This is a genomic window from Rhodococcus sp. 14-2470-1a, assembly GCF_002259425.1.
GTDB lineage: Bacteria > Actinomycetota > Actinomycetes > Mycobacteriales > Mycobacteriaceae > Rhodococcoides > Rhodococcoides fascians_E.
Window position 1 is genome coordinate 32,585 of record NZ_NPFZ01000003.1, and the last position, 19,456, is coordinate 52,040.

The 19,456-nt window shown below is 66.6% G+C and carries 18 protein-coding genes; 4 read left to right on the forward strand and 14 right to left on the reverse strand.

Annotated elements, in window-relative coordinates; all coding sequences use genetic code 11:
- Positions 1-527: 527 nt before the first annotated feature.
- Positions 528-821, forward strand: coding sequence for a WhiB family transcriptional regulator (locus CH292_RS01330; RefSeq protein ID WP_026347518.1), 294 nt, complete (start codon positions 528-530; stop codon positions 819-821).
- A 75-nt stretch (positions 822-896) separates the two neighbouring features.
- Here CH292_RS01330 and groL read toward each other — a convergent pair whose 3' ends face one another.
- Complete coding sequence (groL, locus tag CH292_RS01335) at positions 897-2,510, reverse strand: chaperonin GroEL (protein WP_019663607.1); 1,614 nt, start codon at positions 2,508-2,510, stop codon at positions 897-899.
- Between the two features lie 98 nt (positions 2,511-2,608).
- Positions 2,609-2,908, reverse strand: coding sequence for a co-chaperone GroES (gene groES, locus CH292_RS01340; protein ID WP_008718149.1), 300 nt, complete (start codon positions 2,906-2,908; stop codon positions 2,609-2,611).
- 438 nt (positions 2,909-3,346) lie between these two features.
- Here groES and CH292_RS01345 point away from each other — a divergent pair, with 438 nt between their 5' ends.
- Positions 3,347-4,921 carry an Hsp70 family protein gene (locus tag CH292_RS01345; RefSeq protein ID WP_094653832.1) on the forward strand — a complete coding sequence of 525 codons (1,575 nt, stop codon included), beginning with the start codon at positions 3,347-3,349 and terminating at the stop codon, positions 4,919-4,921.
- Positions 4,922-4,933: 12 nt separating this feature from the next.
- Here CH292_RS01345 and tsaD read toward each other — a convergent pair whose 3' ends face one another.
- Genes tsaD through glmS form a run of 8 tightly spaced genes read right to left on the reverse strand, consistent with a single transcriptional unit; the run spans position 4,934 to position 13,296 of the window.
- Complete coding sequence (gene tsaD, locus CH292_RS01350) at positions 4,934-5,977, reverse strand: tRNA (adenosine(37)-N6)-threonylcarbamoyltransferase complex transferase subunit TsaD (RefSeq protein ID WP_037144573.1); 1,044 nt, start codon at positions 5,975-5,977, stop codon at positions 4,934-4,936.
- Positions 5,974-6,450, reverse strand: coding sequence for a ribosomal protein S18-alanine N-acetyltransferase (gene rimI / locus CH292_RS01355; RefSeq protein ID WP_019663604.1), 477 nt, complete (start codon positions 6,448-6,450; stop codon positions 5,974-5,976). Before rimI ends, tsaD begins: the two co-directional genes overlap by 4 nt.
- Positions 6,447-7,109, reverse strand: a complete 663-nt coding sequence (gene tsaB, locus CH292_RS01360; protein WP_094653833.1) for a tRNA (adenosine(37)-N6)-threonylcarbamoyltransferase complex dimerization subunit type 1 TsaB — start codon at positions 7,107-7,109, stop codon at positions 6,447-6,449. The genes rimI and tsaB overlap by 4 nt, the downstream gene beginning before the upstream one ends.
- 33 nt (positions 7,110-7,142) lie before the next feature.
- Positions 7,143-7,616: a tRNA (adenosine(37)-N6)-threonylcarbamoyltransferase complex ATPase subunit type 1 TsaE gene (gene tsaE / locus CH292_RS01365; RefSeq protein ID WP_026347517.1), complete on the reverse strand. Its 474-nt coding sequence runs from the start codon at positions 7,614-7,616 to the stop codon at positions 7,143-7,145.
- A gap of 34 nt (positions 7,617-7,650) precedes the next feature.
- Positions 7,651-8,691, reverse strand: a complete 1,041-nt coding sequence (locus CH292_RS01370; protein ID WP_019663601.1) for an alpha/beta fold hydrolase — start codon at positions 8,689-8,691, stop codon at positions 7,651-7,653.
- A complete protein-coding gene (alr, locus tag CH292_RS01375; protein ID WP_020111137.1) occupies positions 8,688-9,983 on the reverse strand; it encodes an alanine racemase in 1,296 nt (431 codons plus the stop codon). The genes CH292_RS01370 and alr overlap by 4 nt, the downstream gene beginning before the upstream one ends.
- Positions 9,976-11,415 carry a bifunctional ADP-dependent NAD(P)H-hydrate dehydratase/NAD(P)H-hydrate epimerase gene (locus CH292_RS01380; RefSeq protein WP_033189919.1) on the reverse strand — a complete coding sequence of 480 codons (1,440 nt, stop codon included), beginning with the start codon at positions 11,413-11,415 and terminating at the stop codon, positions 9,976-9,978. Before CH292_RS01380 ends, alr begins: the two co-directional genes overlap by 8 nt.
- Positions 11,416-11,433: 18 nt before the next feature.
- A complete protein-coding gene (gene glmS / locus CH292_RS01385; RefSeq protein WP_026347516.1) occupies positions 11,434-13,296 on the reverse strand; it encodes a glutamine--fructose-6-phosphate transaminase (isomerizing) in 1,863 nt (620 codons plus the stop codon).
- 103 nt (positions 13,297-13,399) lie between these two features.
- Here glmS and CH292_RS01390 point away from each other — a divergent pair, with 103 nt between their 5' ends.
- Entirely contained in the window at positions 13,400-14,254 is an 855-nt protein-coding gene (locus CH292_RS01390) for a dienelactone hydrolase family protein (protein WP_094627611.1), read from the forward strand.
- Between the two features lie 24 nt (positions 14,255-14,278).
- Here CH292_RS01390 and CH292_RS01395 read toward each other — a convergent pair whose 3' ends face one another.
- Genes CH292_RS01395 through CH292_RS01405 form a run of 3 tightly spaced genes read right to left on the reverse strand, consistent with a single transcriptional unit; the run spans position 14,279 to position 16,945 of the window.
- Complete coding sequence (locus CH292_RS01395; RefSeq protein WP_230593821.1) at positions 14,279-14,635, reverse strand: hypothetical protein; 357 nt, start codon at positions 14,633-14,635, stop codon at positions 14,279-14,281.
- 16 nt (positions 14,636-14,651) lie between these two features.
- A complete protein-coding gene (locus tag CH292_RS01400; RefSeq protein WP_256977839.1) occupies positions 14,652-16,556 on the reverse strand; it encodes a hypothetical protein in 1,905 nt (634 codons plus the stop codon).
- On the reverse strand, positions 16,553-16,945 hold the full coding sequence (locus tag CH292_RS01405; protein ID WP_037181607.1) for a hypothetical protein: 393 nt from the start codon (positions 16,943-16,945) through the stop codon (positions 16,553-16,555). The genes CH292_RS01400 and CH292_RS01405 overlap by 4 nt, the downstream gene beginning before the upstream one ends.
- A 96-nt stretch (positions 16,946-17,041) precedes the next feature.
- On the opposite strand from CH292_RS01405, the gene CH292_RS01410 reads away from it, so the two are divergent.
- Positions 17,042-18,082, forward strand: a complete 1,041-nt coding sequence (locus CH292_RS01410; RefSeq protein ID WP_020111143.1) for an LLM class F420-dependent oxidoreductase — start codon at positions 17,042-17,044, stop codon at positions 18,080-18,082.
- A gap of 7 nt (positions 18,083-18,089) precedes the next feature.
- On the opposite strand, the gene glmM is transcribed toward CH292_RS01410, so the two are convergent.
- A complete protein-coding gene (gene glmM, locus CH292_RS01415; RefSeq protein WP_094653835.1) occupies positions 18,090-19,427 on the reverse strand; it encodes a phosphoglucosamine mutase in 1,338 nt (445 codons plus the stop codon).
- Positions 19,428-19,456 lie beyond the last annotated feature (29 nt).

Consider the following 19,456-nt stretch of genomic DNA (forward strand, 5'->3'; position numbering starts at 1 on the left):
AACATGCGCTCCCGGGATGCATTTGATGAGCGCTTTCTGACGAGAATGTAGCCGTAAGGTTAATCGCGGGATTCACTACCCGGGGACCAGTGTTGCTCGCGACCTGATCGAGTCGTTCGAATCCGGCAGACGAATTCCGCGATCCTTCTTCCGACACGACCACGAACCTGCAGGCCAGTGCCCTTTGCTTTCGATCGTGACCGAAGTCCGTCAGACCGCTGTTCATGCTGCGATCGAGAACTCCTCAACGAATCGACCCATGAAGTTGTGTCGAAGTAAATGTCGCCCGCGTTAATTTCTCGAGATACGACTATGCACCTCGCCACGGCGATGGCCTATTGACTCGATTTCATCGCCACGAATAACGTTGGCGTTGTTCACGACAACCGCGATTGCAGTATCTCGCGGAACGAGTTCACCACAAGTTCGGCGCCGCCGCCGGACGAAACCACGAATTCGCATTTCTTCTGTCTTCCACAGGAGCGTCGCCGCATCCGTTGCGGCGAGCAGACACCCTAGGAGTTCTCATGCCGCAGCCGAATCACCTCCCTGGGCCCAATGCAGATATCTGGGATTGGCAGATGCACGGTTTGTGCCGTGGCGTCGACTCGTCGATGTTCTTCCATCCGGACGGCGAACGCGGCCGAGCTCGTGCTCAGCGTGAGATGCGTGCCAAGGAGATGTGCCGAACCTGCCCGGTTCTCGCACAGTGCAGGTCCCACGCGCTCAGCGTCTCGGAACCCTATGGAATCTGGGGCGGAATGTCCGAGACCGAGCGGGAGATGTACGCACGCCACAACCGTCGACGAATCGCGGTGTAGCAGGACCACATACGAGAAGCGGGGCCTTTCCTTCGAAGGAAAGGCCCCGCTTCTCGTGCTGCGAGATACAGAGAATCAGTGACTGTGGCCGTGTCCGGCCGCAGGCTCCTCTTCCTCGGCAGGCTTCTCGACGACAGCACTCTCGGTCGTGAGAATCATCCGCGCAACGGACGCTGCGTTGACGACCGCAGAACGGGTCACCTTGACCGGATCGACGACACCGTCGGCGAGCAGGTCACCGTAGGTCAGGGTCGCGGCGTTGAAGCCGTGGCCCTTGTCGAGTGCCGCGACCTTGCTGACCACGACGGATCCGTCGATGCCCGCATTGGTGGCGATCCAGAACAGCGGCGCGTTGAGTGCAGTACGCACAACAGCGACACCGGTCGCTTCGTCACCCGTCAGACCGAGGTTGTCCGCGAGCGACAACGCAGCCTGTGTCAGTGCCGAACCGCCGCCGGGGACGATGCCCTCCTCGACAGCAGCCTTGGCTGCATTCACGGCGTCGTCGACGCGGAACTTGCGTTCCTTCAGCTCGGTCTCGGTTGCCGCGCCGACCTTGATGACGGCAACTCCGCCGGACAGCTTCGCCAGGCGCTCTTCGAGCTTCTCGCGGTCCCATTCGGAATCGGTTGCTTCGATTTCACGACGCAGCTGGGCGACGCGGGTGTCGATGTCCGCCTGCGTGCCTGCACCGTCGACGATCGTCGTGTCGTCCTTGGTGACGACGACGCGGCGAGCGGTTCCGAGCAGCTCGAGGCCTGCTTCCTTCAAGCTGAGGCCGACATCGGCGGTGATGACCGTACCGGCCGTCACGACAGCCAGGTCGTCGAGGAACGCCTTGCGGCGGTCGCCGAAGAACGGTGCCTTGACTGCAACTGCCTTGATGGTCTTGCGGATCGAGTTCACGACCAGCGTGGACAGGACTTCACCCTCGGTGTCCTCGGCGATGATCAGCAGAGGCTTTCCGCTCTCGGCGACCTTCTCCAGCAGGGGAAGGAAGTCGGGAAGGGAGGTGATCTTGTCGCGGTGCAGCAGGACGTAGGCGTCCTCGAGCACTGCCTGCTGCGAGTCGACGTCGGTGACGAAGTACGGCGACAGGTAGCCCTTGTCGAAGCGGACGCCCTCGGTGACCGACAGCTCGGTGCTCAGCGTCGAGGACTCCTCGACGGTGACGACGCCGTCGGCGCCGACGCGAGTGAGTGCTTCACCCACGAGCTCGCCGATCTCCGGGTCACGTGAGGACACCGTGGCGACCTGCGCGATTGCTTCCTTGCCCTCGACGGGTGTCGCTGCCGCGAGCAGTGCCTCGGCAACCTTGTCGGCCGCCTTGGCGATACCGGAACCGAGTGCGATCGGGTTGGCGCCCGCCGCGATGTTCTTCAGGCCCCCGCGCACGAGTGCCTGCGCCAACACGGTGGCCGTGGTGGTGCCGTCGCCCGCAACGTCGTTGGTCTTGGTGGCGACGCTCTTGACGAGCTGCGCGCCGAGGTTCTCGAACGGGTCTTCGAGGTCGATCTCGCGGGCGATGGAAACGCCGTCGTTGGTGACCGTGGGGCCACCGAATGCCTTGGCGAGCACCACGTGTCGTCCGCGCGGTCCGAGCGTCACCTTGACGGCGTCGGCCAATTTGTCGACGCCACGCTCGAGGGCCCGGCGGGCTTCCTCGTTGAATTGGATTTGCTTTGCCATGTTTCGGTATTACTCCTTCGAGTCAGTGAACTCGATTGAACGCACTCCGCCCCGGGACCGAATCGAAATCGGGTTCCGGGGCGGGAAGCGTTTACGGCCTACTTGGCGATGACAGCCAGCACGTCACGTGCCGACAGGATCAGGTACTCCTCGCCGGCGTACTTGATCTCGGTGCCGCCGTACTTGCTGTAGATGACGGTGTCGCCTTCTTTGACGTCGACCGGGATCCGGTTGCCCTTCTCGGTGACACGGCCTTCGCCGACAGCGACGACGGTGCCTTCCTGAGGCTTCTCCTTGGCTGTGTCGGGGATGACCAGACCGGAGGCGGTCGTCGTCTCGGCCTCGTTGGCCTGGACGAGGATCTTGTCCTCGAGCGGCTTGATTTTCACGCTCGCCACGTTGAGCCCTCCATTGTTATGGGGTACGCGTCCGGGGTCGGATCCCCGGACTGCTGTGTTTGTACTGCACGTTCACTGCTCTGCGCTTGTTCCCGTCGTCGCGGGTTCCGGGACTTCGCGCATCGCTGTCTAGCACTCTATACACGCGAGTGCCAGCACTCAACCCCTAAGGGTGCAAGGCCGTCGGCGAGTCGTACGCCCGCAGCGAAACCCCGTCGACCACGGCACTCACCAGCCGTTGTGAGCGGAAATGTAGGCCAGGGGAAACTTTCGTACGCACGTGTGGAGGCCTGCCGCCCCTCGACGCAGGGGCGGTGCTGCGTTTCACATTCGCTTGGGCGCTTCTGTAACGTTAAGATAACGAGACTCCGATATGTCCACCGGACGTAAGAAGCGAACGCAGGCACAGCACGGGACCGACAGGACGGGAGGTGGACGGTGAGGACTGCCATCGGCGTATCCACCGGCACCGAGGTCGTCTGTGCCGCTTTGGTCATCGAAGAGGACAACGGTTCCCGCACGGTCGAATACCGCACCGTCTCCGCCGACAGCGAGGTCAACACCGACGTCGGCGATCTGGTCGCGTCGGCAATCGATGTCGTGCTGGCCCTCGCTCCGCCGCCCGACGGCGTCGGTGCCCACACGGGTGAGCGGGTTCGTCCCGAGGCCATCGCGGTCACCCACCGCACCGAAGACCACGCCGCATCCATCAGGTCGGCGTGCGGACGCTCCACCCATACCGTCGTACTCGTGCCCGAGACGGCCGCCGCGCATGCGTTTCTCGACGATGCGGGCTTGATCGCGCGTTACCGGACGGTGACCGTGGTCGACGTCGGCGCCACCGGGACCACCGCGTCGGTCATCGACACAGCCTCCGGCGAGGTTCGCCATGCGGAACGCACGTCGCAGTTCGGCGGTGATCTCGCGGACCGTCTGGAGTGGGATCTTCTCGAACGCGGTGGAAGCGACGACGGCCGGGACGAGTTCGAGACCGCACTACGTCCACACGTGGTGAAGGTCGGACACTTCGCACGCCGAGTCGCGGCATCCGCAGGTGCCGATGCAGAGGCGGTCGTCCTCATCGGTGGAGGGGCCCGCATCCCGTCCATCCGCGCCGTTCTCGTGTCGGTGCTGGATCTTCCGGTGATCCTCCCGTCCGACCCGGACACCGTCCTCGCGCAGGGCGCGGCCCTGCTTGCGTTGCACGCCGCCCCAGGACGTTTTCCTACCGTCACCGACGGTAGAGGTTCGAGTGCGCGGTCGTTCGGCCGTTACGGCACTGCGCTCGCGGGGGCCTTGCTCGTCGGCGGAATCGTCTTGGCCTACGGAATCCAGACTCTCACTCCCAGCAACGATTCCGGCGTTTCGCCCGCGGGTTCGGCCGCAACGACGTCCGAGGACGTCGAGGCCGTGAACGTTCCCGCCGGAGACGACAACCCGATCGGCGCGCCGCCGACCGGCACCCGCGGCTCCTCGGCCGCGCCCAGCACCGGTTATCCTCGGCCGCCGGTCGTCGACTCGACGCAGTACACGTCGGGCAGCACCACCCGACCATCGACGACGCCGTCGCTGCGTCCGGCTCCCGATCTCCCCGTCATACCGTGGCCGGCCAGCCCGCCGGAGCAGTCGACGACCCGGCCCGCGCCGCAGTCTCCGACATCACTGCCCGGCGGCGGAGTGGACTCCCCGCCGACCGACGATCCGGGCGAGACGGTGACCACCCCGCCGGTGACGACGCCGCCAGTGACAACACCTCAGCCGCCCACCTCGGCACCGGGTGGGTCCACCGAACTCAGCCCTCCTCCGTCGACTCCGGGGAGTATCCCGACCACCGATGTCAACGGAACGCCGACGACCCCGGGCTTGAGCCCTCCCACCACCGTGTGGTCGCCCCCGCCGAACGCCGGGGCTTCGGACGAGGACACTGCGCAACCGACGCCGTCGCGCGCTCCGAGCACGTCGTCGACCACACCATCGGATACGGCCGGCGGAGCGACGACGCCGACTGCGTGACCGGACAGTTCGCTATCGGGCAGCGGTGATCCGACTGGTGGACACGGGCAGTCCCGGGTCGGTGGCCACCCGCAGATCCGACGGCTCGGCCCCTCGCGCGACGAGGTGGGCGCCGAGCGCCGCGATCATGACACCGTTGTCGGTGCACAGCCGCGGTCGTGGAATCCTGAGCGTCAAACCTGCTTGCTCACAGCGCGACCCGATGAGAGATCGAATGCGTGAGTTGGCCGTGGCGCCACCACCGAGGACGATGGTGTCGACACCGACGTCGGTCGCGGCGCGCACGGCCTTCATCGTCAACACATCGGCGACCGACTCCTGGAACGAGGCGGCCACGTCGGCAACAGGAACGGCGTCTCCCGCTCGCTGCCTGGCTTCGACGAATCGGGCCACGGCCGTCTTGACCCCGGAGAACGAGAAGTCGTATCGAGCATCGCGCGGTCCGGTCATACCCCGAGGGAACGCTATGGCGGTCGGATCCCCTTGCCGCGCAGCGTCGTCCAGAGCCGGACCACCCGGGTAGCCCAGACCCAACAGCCGGGCCACCTTGTCGAACGCCTCCCCCGCGGCGTCGTCGACGGTCGTCCCCAACTCGACGATGGGCTCGCCCAGATCGTTCACGTGCAGAAGATGCGTGTGGCCACCGGAGACCAGAAGCGCCACGCAGGACGGCATCGGCCCGTGTTCGAGCGTGTCGACGGCGACGTGTCCACCGAGGTGGTTCACCGCGTAGAACGGCACACCCCAGGCAGCCGCATAGGCTTTCGCTGCAGCGACTCCCACCAGAAGCGCTCCGGCGAGACCGGGTCCGATGGTGACGGCCACCGCGTCCGGTCGATCCAGGTCGGCCGCGGCGAGCGCACGCCGCATCGTCGGAACGATTGCTTCCAGGTGCGCGCGGGACGCCACCTCTGGAACGACGCCGCCGTAGCGCGCGTGCTCGTCGACACTGGAGGCGACCTCGTCGGCCAGGAGTTCGCACACTCCCGAGTCCTTCCATCGAACGATGCCGACTCCTGTTTCGTCACAGGAACTTTCGATCCCCATCACGTTCATGCGGTTGCACCTGCCCTCGGATCGGGCCGTTGCATCGTGTAAGCATCTGCGCCACTGGGTTGGTAATAGTTACGGCGGGTGCCGACCACCACGAAGCCTTCTCGGACGTACAGTTCGATCGCGGGTGTGTTGTCGGTGCGCACCTCGAGAAAAACCGAACCGCCGTGAGCATCCGCTTCGCTCAGCAGTCGGTCCATGAGGGCGCCACCGATTCCGCGGCGATGCGCGCTCGGGTCGACACCGATGGTGTGCACCTCGGATTCCGCCGAGGTGCCGTGTCCGAGCAACGCGATTCCGGCGTACCCCAGAAGCTCTCCATCTTCTCGCGCCGCGAAGTAACGATTGTGCGGCGCAGCGAGTTCGGAGAGAAACGCCTGTTCGGTCCACGGGTCGTCACCTGGAAACAGGATGCCCTCGAGTTCGGCGCACCGCGGCGCATCCGACCGGACCATCGGGGTGATGTCGACGCTCATCGGCCTGCTGCCTTTGCGGCCTCGCGCTCGGCGATCGTCTTGGCATCGGGCCTGCGCAGGTACAGCGGGATCAACGGCTCGGGGGTGATTCCCGACGTCAAACCGTCGGCCGCCGTCAGGACCAGACTCGCGGGTGTGGGCGACTCGGCTTCTGCCGCAGGGAGATCGAACAATCCGACATGCCCCGCAGACCCGGCGATCATGGTTGCGTCACCGGGATCGACCAGAGCGGGGGCATCCACGTCCGGGCCCGACACTCGCACGCCGGCTCGGTACCGCGCCGAATAGACTTCACGGCGGCGTGCGTCGGTGACCACGAGCAGCTCGGCCACGGTGTCGACCTGCACCGCGATGGCATCGAGACTGCACACGCCGTGCACCGGGACGCCGAGTGCATCACCGAATGCCGCGCCGGTTGCCATTCCGACGCGCAGGCCGGTGAACGGACCAGGTCCGACGCCGACGACGACGGCGTCGAGATCTGCAGGCGTCAGGTTTGCCTCGGCGAGGCATTCGAGAATGTTGGGCGTCAACACCTCAGCGTGCAATCTGGCATCGACGACGACTCGGGCTGCGAGGGTGTGCGCGACACCGCCCTCGAATCGGACGACACCGGAGGTCACAGCGGGCGTGGAGGTATCGACGGCGAGAACGAGCACGGTATCTCAGAGTACCCGCACGAGCACGGCGGGTCAGTGCTGGGCGATCCGCCGCACCTGTACACGACGAGTGTCGGACTCCGGATCACGACGGATGCGCACGGAGATGTGGGAATCGGCCAACTTCTCCACCAATCCCTCTCCCCACTCGACGACGACCACGGCGTCTGCGAGGTCGGAATCGAGGTCGAGCGCATCCAACTCGTCGAGCGCGGATTCGCCGGTCATCCCCAGTCGGTACGCGTCGACGTGAACCAACGTCACCGGGTCGAGGCCCTCGCCCCGCCGGCCCGGTCGATGCTCGCGAGCGATGACGAACGTCGGTGAGCTGACACGTCCCTGGACGCCGAGACCCGCCGCGATGCCGCGTGTCATCGCGGTCTTGCCCGCACCGAGGGGGCCGTCGAGAACAACGAGGTCACCGGCGGTCAGGTGCCGGGCGAGTTGCTGTCCGAACGCTTCGGTGTCGGTCGCCGTCTCGAGAAGGCGCTCGGTGCCGTCGAACATGTCCGTGTCGGTGTCCGCGCCCGGGTCCGTGAGGTCAGACAATGCCCCTCCTACCGGATCGACGCTGTGCCCTCAGCTCCATGGCTCGGGTTCCGAGCCGCACCAGTGCGGCGTTCACCTTGTCCGGGAATTCGAGCTGAACGAGGTGGCCGGCCTGACGAATCCGCACCATCTCGGCTTCCGGAAGTGCATCGGCGAGCGCAACCGAACTGTCGAACGGAATGATCCAATCGTCGTCGCCGCACACGACCGTCGTCGGAATGCGCAGCAGCTCGGCGAGCGCATCGCTCTCGTCGTGCAGTTCCAACGTCTCGAGGAAGTTCACGATGGTCACGACGGAGGTGTCATCGATCATCTTCTGCGAGAAATCCACCAGCCGCGGACTCACTCGCGTTCCGTAGGACGCCGCGCGCAGAACCGGTGCGATGAGCGTCTTCGCCGCGCCGCGGCCGAACTGTACGACGCCCGGCGAGGTGCGTACGGCCAGCCGGAACGCGTCGACCACCGGGTTGTCGAGGCTGCGACCGAGCCCTGTCTCCGCCAGGCCTGCCGCCGTCGTCGAGATCAATCCGACCCCGACGACCCGCTCACGGACCAGTTCGGGTTTCTGCCTTGTCATGGACAGGACGGTCATCCCACCCATCGAATGCCCGATCAGCATCAGGTGTCCTCGCGGCGCGACAGCTCGGATGACCGCGTCGAGGTCGAGGCCGAGCTGGGCGATCGTGCAACTCTCCGGCGTCGGGATCCCGGACTTGCCGTGTCCTCGCTGGTCGTAGAACACCATGCGCACCTTCGAGCCCCACTCCTGCTCGAGCGCCTGACGTTGGAAGTGCCACGACGCCATCCGCAGGCAGTACCCGTGGACGAACACTGCGGTGATGGGCGCGTCGGTGGGCCCAACTTCCCGCACGGCCAGCGGAACTCCGTCGTCGGCGATGACGATCGATCCTCGGTCGGCGTCCATCAGCTCGAGGTTCTCGCCTGCGAGCGGGTCCTTGTTGGACCTCAGCAAAGTCTCGCGCAGCGCGATCCCGACACTGCCGAAGATCCCGAAGCTCTCGGCCAACTTCACCGAGCAACCTCCTCGGTCGTGTCGGCGGCATGTCGCTCGGTCGACGCCGAGTCGGACCCGACGTAGCGTCTGCGTGCCCGTCCGCCTATCCCGGTGACCACCTCGTAGTGAATGGTGTCCAGTACGTCGGCCCATTCCTGCGCTACGGGGGCGTCGTTCTCGCCGGCGCCGAACAGCACCGCCGTGTCGCCTTCAACGACGGATCCGCCGTCGGGTCCGAGATTCACGACGAACTGGTCCATGCAGACTCGACCGACCGACGGATACCGTCTGCCGTCGATGGTGACGTCGAACCGACCGCTGAGTGTGCGTCGCACACCGTCGGCGTAGCCCATCGGTATCAGCGCCACGACGGTGTCCTCGGGTGACGTCCACGTGTGGCCGTAGGACACGCTGTCTCCTGCCCGCACCTTCTTGATCAGCGCCACCTGCGCGGACACCGTCATCGCCGGGATCAGGTCGAACTGGCCCAGTTCGGGGATCGGCGACAGTCCGTACATCGCAATTCCCGGCCTGACCATGTCGAAGCGGAGATCGTGCCGTGTCACGGTGGCGGCGGAGTTGGACAGGTGAACGATCTCGGGTCGTACACCGGCCGCTGCGGCCCTGACGACGCTTTCCTGCAGCACCATCGCCTGCTGGTCGTTCAGCGGATGCCCGGGCTCGTCGGCGCACGCGAGGTGCGAGAACATGCCGCGAAAGTGAACGGACCCCTCGGCGACCGCGCCGCCGAGGACGGTCAACACGTCGTCGAGGTCCTGTGGTTCGATCCCGTTGCGGTTGAGTCCGGTGTCCACCTTGAGCGTGATTGCCGCGGTGGTACCGACGCGGCGTGCGGCGTCGACGACCGAGGCGAGTTGTGCGCGCGAGGACACTCCGATGCCGACCCCGGCCGTCAGTGCGGGCGCGAAATCGGTGTCCGAACGGTGCAGCCAGGACAGGATGGGCGCCGTGATCCCGGCATCACGCAGTGCGATGCCCTCCCCCACCGTGGTGACTCCCAACTCGGAGGCACCTGCCGCGAGTGCAGTCCGCGCCACCTGGACGGCACCGTGGTTGTATCCGTCCGCCTTCACCACGACCATCGTTGCGGCGTTCTCCGCGTGTTCACGAAGCACACCGACGTTGTGCGCGATTGCTGCGAGGTCGATCGTCACCGACCCGCCCGCACCGGTGTCCGCTTCCTCGGCATCCACCGTTGACGCACTCACGTTGTCCACAGCACCCGATAGTGCCACCACTGCGACGCGATCGTGCATCGGGTCCGTGGAGATCTGTGAACGATCACGCACGCCCTGTGACCGAACGAACAGTTCGGATTGCGTCGGACACTGCCCCCAGCAGCGGACTCGCGGAGATCGGAGCGGCGAACTCGCCGCCGCGACCGTGTGCCGCTGTCGCGGCGGCCAAAGCGTGGACCCGCGCCGCGCAAGCTGCCGCGGTGACCGTGTCCAGTCCGGATGCCAGGAGGGCACCCAGAATCCCGGCCAGCACGTCGCCCGAGCCCGCCGTCGACGCGGCCGACCCGCCGGCATCGCTCACCACCACGGCACCGTCGGGACCCGCGATCACGGTTGCGCGACCTTTGAGAAGAACACTCACACCCCACGTCGACGCGAGTTCCCGCACGGCAGAGACCCGATCGGAGCCGGGAGCCGCACCGGTCAGACGCTCGAACTCACCGGCATGCGGGGTCAGCAGCGTCGGCGCAGTGCGTCCGCGAACCAGCTCCGGCGACGACGACAGGATCGTGAGAGCATCGGCATCGACGACGACGGGCAGGTCCGACGTCAGGACCTGCGACAACACGTCACGGGACGAGGTGTCGGTGCCGAATCCCGGGCCGACCACCCAGGACTGAACCCGTCCTGCTTCCTTCATTCCGGTTGCCGCCACGACTTCCGGATAGTGCGTTACCACGTCCGCCGCAGCGCTTCCGACGTATCTGACCATCCCGGATGTCGCAGCGACCGCGGCTCCGGAGCACAGGATCGCAGCGCCCGGGTACTGCGCGCTGCCCGCGAGGACCCCGACGACTCCCTGCGTGTACTTGTCGTCGGTCGCGGCGGGAACGGGCCATCGAGCGCCGACGTCGGGCGGCTCGAATGCTCGCAGGTACGGCGATCCGAGTTTCAGGCCCAGTTCGACGACGTCGACTCTGCCGCAGTACGGGACGGCCAGCACGTGGGCCGGCTTGCGCGCACCGAAGGCCACCGTCACGTCGGCTCGGACGGCCGGGCCGTCCACCGCACCGGTTGTCGGATCGACACCGCTCGGAATGTCGGCCGCCACTATCGGAGCCGACACGCGCGAGACCACGTCGGCGGCCTCGGGCCGCAGCGGTCCACGACCGGAGATCCCCACCACGGCGTCGACGACGACGTCCGGCCGACCGGGTGAATCCACGATCCGCCCGCCCGCGCGGCGGAACGCGGCGAGACCGGCTGCGTGCGTGCGCTCCGGGCTGAGCAGCACAGCGCTGACCGCCACGCCCCGACGTCGCAGCATCGCGCCCGCCCAGAGCCCGTCGCCGCCGTTGTCCCCCGATCCGACGAGCACGCACACGTTGCGCCCGACTACCCCGGAAGTCCTGCTGTGCAGTTCCGCCGCGACCACCCCGGCCAGTCCGTGCGCGGCACGCCGCATGAGGGCACCGTCGGGCAGTGACTGCATCAGCGGACGCTCGGCGTCACGAACCTGGTCGGGTGTGTAGTAGCTGCGCACGATGCCTTCCTGCCGGATCTATTCGACGGTGACGGACTTCGCGAGGTTCCGAGGTTTGTCGACGTCGTATCCGCGAGCCTGTGCCACCTCGGCTGCGAACACCTGCAGCGGAACCGTCGAGAGCAACGGTTGCAGCAGGGTCGGAGCGGCGGGGATCTCGATGAGATGGTCCGCGAACGGCCTGACTGCCTCGTCCCCTTCTTCTGCGATGACGACGGTGAGCGCACCGCGAGCCTGGACCTCGCGGATGTTGGACAGCAGTTTCGAGTGCAGGACCGCGCGGCCCTTCGGCGACGGCATCACGACGATGACCGGCACGCCGTCCTCGATCAGCGCGATGGGGCCGTGCTTGAGTTCACCCGCGGCGAATCCCTCCGCGTGCATGTAGGCCAGCTCTTTGAGCTTCAGCGCACCCTCGAGTGCCACGGGATATCCGACGTGCCGGCCGAGGAACAGGATCGTCGGCGTGTGGGCGAGCTCGCGCGCGAGCACCCGTACCGGCTCCACGGTGTCGAGCACTCGCTGCACCAGCTCCGGCATCGATTCGAGGTCGGCGTACTCGCGAGCGACCTCGTCGGGGTACTTGGTACCGCGGGCCTGGGCGAGCGCGAGTCCGACGACGTAGTTCGCGGTGATCTGCGCGAGGAAGGCCTTGGTCGAGGCCACTCCGATCTCGGGTCCGGTCCGGGTGTAGACGACCGCGTCGGCCTCCCGAGGAATCTGCGATCCGTTGGTGTTGCAGACAGCCAGTACCTTGGCGTTCTGCTCCTTCGCGTGCCGCACCGCTTCCAATGTGTCCGCAGTCTCGCCGGACTGGGAGATGGCCACCACCAGCGTCGACCTGTCCAGCACCGGATCCCGGTACCGGAACTCGCTCGCCAGTTCCACCTCGACCGGCAGCCTCGTCCAGTGTTCGATCGCGTACTTGGCCAACAGGCCGGAGTGGTACGAGCTTCCGCAGGCGACCACGAACACCTTGTCGACGTCACGCAACTCCTGATCGGACAGTCGCTGCTCGTCGAGGACGATCCGACGATTCTCGAAGTGACCGAGCAACGTGTCCGCGACGGCGGCCGGCTGTTCCTGGATCTCCTTGAGCATGAAGTAGTCGTAACCGCCCTTCTCGGCGGCAGCGAGATCCCAGTCGATGTGGAAGGGGCGGCCCTCTGCAGGGCTCCCGTCGAAATCGGTGATCGTGTAGCCCTCGGCGGTGATGACGACCACCTGGTCCTGACCGAGCTCCACCGCGTCACGCGTGTGCTCGATGAACGCCGCGACATCCGATCCGAGGAACGTCTCACCCTTGCCGACACCGACGACGAGCGGAGTGGAACGACGAGCAGCGACGATGGTGTCCGGATGATCGGAGTGTGTGAAGACCAGCGTGAACGCGCCCTCGAGTCGACGGAGAACCCTCTTGGCGCTCTCGACGAAGTCACCCGCAGTCGGGCCGTCTGCATACGCCGCGGCGACGAGGTGAACCGCCACCTCGGTATCGGTGTCGGAGGAGAACTCGACTCCCGTGGACTCCAGCTCGGCGCGCAGGGGGCCGAAGTTCTCGATGATGCCGTTGTGCACGACCGCCACCGAGCCGCTCACGTCGCGGTGCGGATGCGCGTTCCGGTCCGTCGGCCGCCCGTGCGTTGCCCATCGCGTGTGGCCCATGCCCGACGTTCCGACGAACTTCTCCGCACCGACCTCGTCGAGCTCAGCTTCGAGATTGGCGAGACGACCGGCCTTGCGTTCGACTGCGGTGTTGCCGTTTCCGTCCAGAATGGCGATGCCTGCAGAGTCGTAGCCCCGGTACTCCATGCGCCTGAGCGCTTCGACGACAACACCCAACGCCGGGCGGTGGCCGACATATCCCACGATTCCACACATGGTGGTTCAGGGTACCCGCCACCGGACCCCGATCAGCGTGGCGCTTGCTCGTTCTCTGCCCCGTACCCACGCAGTTCCGCTCCGATCCGATAGCGTTGCCGCTGTGTCGACATCGAAGAAGCTCGCCGCCCAGCTCGGGAAACGTGGTCCTCACCCAGTGCTCCGCGGCAACCTCGCGTTGGCGGGCCAGCCCGGCGTCGTGTTCACCCCGGCCACGGGCTACAACCTGCCTGCGGTCGCGTTCGGCCACGGCTGGCTGTTGAGTGCCGAACGGTACGCGGACACGCTGAAGCACCTGGCGTCGTGGGGCATCGTCGCCGCCGCTCCGGACACCGAGCGCGGACCGGTTCCGTCACACCGCGGGCTGGCAGCCGACCTCGCCACAACCCTCGACATCGTCACCGGAGTGCGGCTCGGAACCGGAGACATCAGCGTTCACCCGGACAAACTGGCGGTGGCCGGCCACGGCATGGGCGCCAGCATCGCGGTACTCACCGCTGCAGCGCGATCGGACGTCAAGGCCGTCGCTGCTCTGTACCCGGCGCCGTCGGCACCGAGCGCCGAGGACGCGGCAGCGACGCTCGACATCCCGAGCATCGTCCTGGGTGACGCGGCCCTGGCCGACTCGTTGAACGACAACACCGTGTCGCTCGCAGGTGCACTGCGCGCCCCCACGACGTTCCGGCGTCTGGACAAGGCGTCGTCCGACGGAATCGTCGAGGGCCGGCGACTGCTGAGCCCCCTCGGAGTCGGCGGGACGGAGAAGTCGACCGTCCGAACCACCCGAGCTCTCCTGACCGCGTTCCTGTTGTTCCACCTCACCGGCGAAGAGCAGTACGCCGAACTCGCCGGAGCGGGTGAGCTGAAGGGAACGCGAGTCGTCGATCCGCACGCGCCGGTCCAGGACCAGCCGAAGCCCAACCCGTTGACCGCGATCCGTGGCGTGATCGGCCGCTGAACTCGCTGCGAAACCGCCGCCGGGTCAGACCAACCAACTCCTGGTCTCCGCCTGGTGCGGATCTTCCTGTCCGTTCTGTCCGTCGCTGCGGTCCTGCCCGGTCACCGGCCGGACAGTGCGGTCATGCTGCGCGGGTGTCAGGAACGACGCCGTGCGGTACTCGTCCTCCTCCCACGACGCGGGCCGATGTACGTCGGACCCCGGCGAGGGCCCTGTAGCTGGCGCCGAGACCGGGTCCGCGTCGGAGTCACGCGTCAGGACACGTCTGACGACATCCTCGTATCCGCGGCCCGCGGCCTCGATCGATTCCGCGCATTCCAGGGATGCGCGGTCCATTCGTTCCCGCCACCACCGGCCCGAATCCAGAAAGGGCTGATTCATGACGGTCCCGCCTGGGTCACAGGGGGCCCGCCTGGGTCAGACGAGCACCGGAACCAGCGGGTGCGGGTGCGGGCATGTCCGGCTCTGAAGTAACCGGTGGTTCGGGTGTCGGTGGTTCGGGTGTCGGTGGTTCGGGTGTCGGTGGTTCGGGTGTCGGCGGTTCGGGTGTCGGCGGTTCGGGTGTCGGCGGTTCGGGTGTCGGTAGTTGTGCTGGTGGGAGGTCCGGCGCAGGCGCCTGCTCGGTTCCGGACGCGGCGGATTCAGAGGGGAGCGCGGTGGGTTCCGGTGGAAGCGCAGGTGGCCCCGGTGCGGGAGCGGGAGGCTCCGGGTTCGTCGTGCACTCGACGATCGGAAGACCGAACGGTCCCGGCTTCAGTTCGAAACGACGACTCTCGCCGTCGGGAGTTCCGAGCTGCAACGCCACATTCCCATTGTGCGCCAACGACAATCGAGCACTGTGCCCGTCGAACGCAGCCTCGACATGTCCACGTTCGACGTCGCCACCCGCAACGGGTGGCGGCATGACGGGCGGTCCGGGAACGAATGGGGAGACCGGATGATTCTGTGCGACGGATGGATCCGGTCGTTCGTCGGGCCGATTCCGCTCGGTCGTGTCGGCTGGGTCGCCCGCATCGGACGGCCCCGGGCTTCGCGGTGCGTCGTTCGATTCCGCTGGCGGCAAAAGGTTTTCACCGACGCCGTCGGGTGAACTCAGACGATCGAGAAGAGCCTCGATTGCCGCCTCGGTACGTTCGACCATCTCGGCGCCGGAGCGCTCGATGGCGGCGATGATGTCCTTGCTGCTCGGAACCTCACCGAGCAGCGACTCGAGACCGGCGCGTATCTCCGACGGATCGATCCGGCGCTCACCGGATGTGGCGGGATCGCCAGGAACGGCGACGTTTCCAGGGGTGATCGGAGCCGATCCCGGTTGGCTGTCGACGACGTCCGGGCCGAACTCCTGCACGCGTGCCGGCAGGACCACTCCGTCGTGCCGAGGATCGGGAGGGTTCTGCTGAGCGAGAGGCAGGGTCTGGGTGCCCCCTCCCCCGTCTGCTCGTCGGTTCGGACCGTCGCAACCCCACGGGGGCTGCGGGGCGGACGGGAACGGCTCGGACCGAACGGCTTCGGCGACCAGTGCCACGGTCGTCAGGTGGTCCCGCACTGCCTGATCGATGGATGAGCAGATGTCCGTGAAGGTTCGGCACGCAGCCGAGACCACGGGAACCAGAACCGTGCGCAGCCACTCGTCGCACACGTCCCGAGCGTTCTGCATCAACTTCCGTGGTGCGGAGTCGGCAGACAGCGGTCCGTTGGATACAGGCCAGTCGAACACCGGCAGCATGTCCACCAGCGCATCCGCGGCTTGTTTCGCGCGATCCAACGACGTCGGGTCCGCAAGGTCCACCGTCGCGACCGTGTCGATACGCTCGACGATCTCCAGCATCTTGCCGTCGATCGCTCCCCACTCGGACGCGACGGTCGGATCGAACCGGGCCGTCTCCGACGCCTTCTGCTCCACCGCTCCGCGAATCCTCTCGGCGGCCTGACCGAGCACCTGTGCCAGCTGTTCGGTCGCGAGCACACGCTGATCGGCCAACGTCGTGTCCGATGCGATGTCGGCAACCGCGGACTCCGCGGCAGAGCCGACCCAGGCCTGCGCGAGGTCGCCCAAGAGTGCGCGTTGCTTGTCGAGCTCTCGCCGAGCCGACACGACGCCGTCGCCGAGAAGCCGCGCGTCCTCGGACAGTACCGCCAGGTCGAGCCCACGCTGTTGGTCGTACCGCGCGCACAGGGCCGGGTACGCCCACGCTGTGTCGGCTGTGAGTCGGTGCAGGATCGGCAGGTACCTCTCGAAGTACAGAAGGCCCACTGCCCCCGCGTCGAGGATCTCGTCGACACTGCGTCCGGTGGGACTCACCGCGGACCTTCCGCGGTCGCGATCGCCCACGACGTCCGGCCGTCGGCGGCCTGGTAGGCGTCGAGGACGGCACGCAGGGACACCGCATTGTCCTCGACGGCCTCGCTCCACCGCCGAATTCCCGTCTCCACGCCGTCGTACCCTGCGGCGATGCGCAGACCGACGTCGCCGTAGTCACGACCGGCCGCGGCCGGCCCGAACGACAGTGTCGTCGCCACCAGAGCTACATCCGCCACCGTCCGGGAGGACGCGTCCAACTCCACCGCCACCCGACCGACCTTCTCGATGTCGATTTCCATACTCGGACGTTCCCCCATGTCGACGAACTGCTCGGCACCCGTTCGGTGCTCCTTCTCTGTTCGACGCAGCCCGAGAACATTCGGTTCCACCGTGCCCAGGTATCGTCCGATAACAAGAACCCGCCGGGTCACAGTGAGCCAGCGGAAAGACTCGACATCGGATAGCACCTACCTGCGAGGAGTCCCATGCACATCGGAACCATGTTGAATTATTCGGGCGGGTTCAACGAGACCGTCGCCGAGGTCGCGGAGCTGGAGAAGGCCGGGGTCGACATCATCTTCGTCCCCGAGGCGTACTCGTTCGACGCCGTCAGCCAGCTCGGGTTCCTCGCCGCCAAGACGTCGACGATCAAGATCGCGTCGGGCATCTTCCAGATCTACACCCGCACGCCGTCGCTGACGGCGATGACGGCAGCCGGCTTGGACTACGTCTCCGACGGCCGGTTCGTTCTGGGCCTCGGCGCATCGGGACCTCAGGTGGTCGAGGGATTCCACGGCGTCAAATACGACGCGCCGATCGCTCGGACCAGGGAAGTAATCGACATCTGCCGCCAGGTGTGGCGCCGCGAGAAGGTCGAACACCAGGGCAAGTACTACCAGATCCCCCTTCCCGCCGAGAAGGGCACCGGTCTCGGAAAGCCACTCAAGCTGATCAATCACCCTGTGCGCGAACGCATCCCCGTGGTCATCGCAGCATTGGGACCCAAGAACGTGGAGTTGACGGCCGAAATCGCCGAAGGCTGGCAGCCGATCTTCTACTTCCCCGAGAAGGCAGAGCAGGTCTGGGGTGACGCCTTGGCCGCAGGCAAGGCCAAGCGCGATCCGTCGCTCGGCGACCTGCAGGTGTTCGCGAGCCCGACGCTCGCCATCGGTGACGACGCCGAGAAGTTCCTGCCCTGGGTGAAGCCGCATCTCGCCCTCTACATCGGCGGAATGGGCGCAAAGGGCAAGAACTTCTACAACGACCTGGCGCAGCGATACGGCTACGAGGCCGAAGCCGAGAAGATCCAGGACCTCTACCTCGCGGGAAAGAAGGAGGAGGCCGCGGCGGCTGTGCCCGACGAGCTGGTCCGCGCCGTCAACCTGATCGGTCCCGAAAGCTACGTCAAGGAGCGTGTCGCCGCGTTCGCCGAAGCCGGGGTCACCACGCTGAACGTCGCGCCACTTGCCGAGAACACCGCCGGCCGCGTCGCGCAGCTGACCAAGCTACGGGAACTGACGGCCTGACCACCGGTCAGACCTGGCCGACCCGGCTCGCCAGATCCTCGGCGAGCCGGTTCGCCAGATCCACCTCGGCAGCTTCCACCATCACCCGCACCAACTGCTCGGTTCCACTGGGGCGCAGCAGGACTCGCCCGGAGTCACCCAGGATCCGTTCCGCCTCGGACACCGCATCCAGAACAGCCGGGGCCGACGCGACAGCGCGCTTGTCCGACACCTTCACGTTGATCAGCACCTGAGGCAGCGTCGTCATCACCGATGCCAGGTTGGCCAAGGAACGTCCGGTCTCGGCCATCCGCCCCATCAACAGCAAGGCCGTCAGAACGCCGTCGCCGGTGGTACCGAACGACGGAATCACCACGTGCCCGCTCTGTTCGCCACCGAGCGCGAATCCGCCCGACCGCAGCTCCTCGAGCACGTACCGGTCACCGACCGCGGTGGTACGGACCGAGATCCCTGCCTCGCGCATCGCGATGTGCAGGCCAAGGTTGCTCATCACGGTGGCAACCAGCGTGTCGTCGGTCAGGACGCCCGCGTCCTTGAGACCGATGGCAAGGACGGCCATGATCGCGTCGCCGTCGACGATCGCACCCGTCGAGTCGACGGCGAGGCACCGATCGGCGTCGCCGTCGTGTGCGATTCCCAGGTCGGCGCCGTGCTCCACGACGGCCTTCTGCAGGTCCTCCATGTGAGTCGATCCGCACCCGTCGTTGATGTTCAGACCGTCGGGGTCGGCGTTGATGGCGATCACGTCGGCACCTGCCTGCGCATAGATCGCGGGTGCAACCACCGAGGCCGCCCCGTGCGCGCAGTCGACGACAACGGTCAGCCCGTCGAGACTATGAGTCGACGCACGTCCGACGTGCGCGCTGTATCGACCCGCGGCGTCCGACGATGCGCGGACGCGGCCGATTCCTGCACCTGTCGGCGCGGCGCCCTGCAAATCGCCTGCGATGTGCGCTTCGATTCGATCCTCGACATCGTCGTCGAGCTTGTGGCCGCCCGCGGCGAAGATCTTGATTCCGTTGTCCGGCATGGGATTGTGCGATGCCGAGATCATCACACCGAGTGCGGCACCGAGGTCTGCGGTGAGGAATGCGACTGCGGGCGTGGGAAGAACCCCGACGTCGACGACGTCCACTCCGGACGCTGTGAGCCCGGCAGTGACTGCAGCGGTGAGCATTTCGCCGCTCGCACGAGGATCACGTCCTACCACCGCGACGGGAGTCGTACCCGGCGAGCTGGGCGCGAGAACAGCGGCCGCAGCCTTGGCCACCTTCAACGCCAACTCGGGGGTGAGGAGGTCGTTGGCCAGCCCCCGTACTCCGTCGGTACCGAACAGTCGAGTCATGCGGGCATGTCCCCCTTCGCCGAATCGAG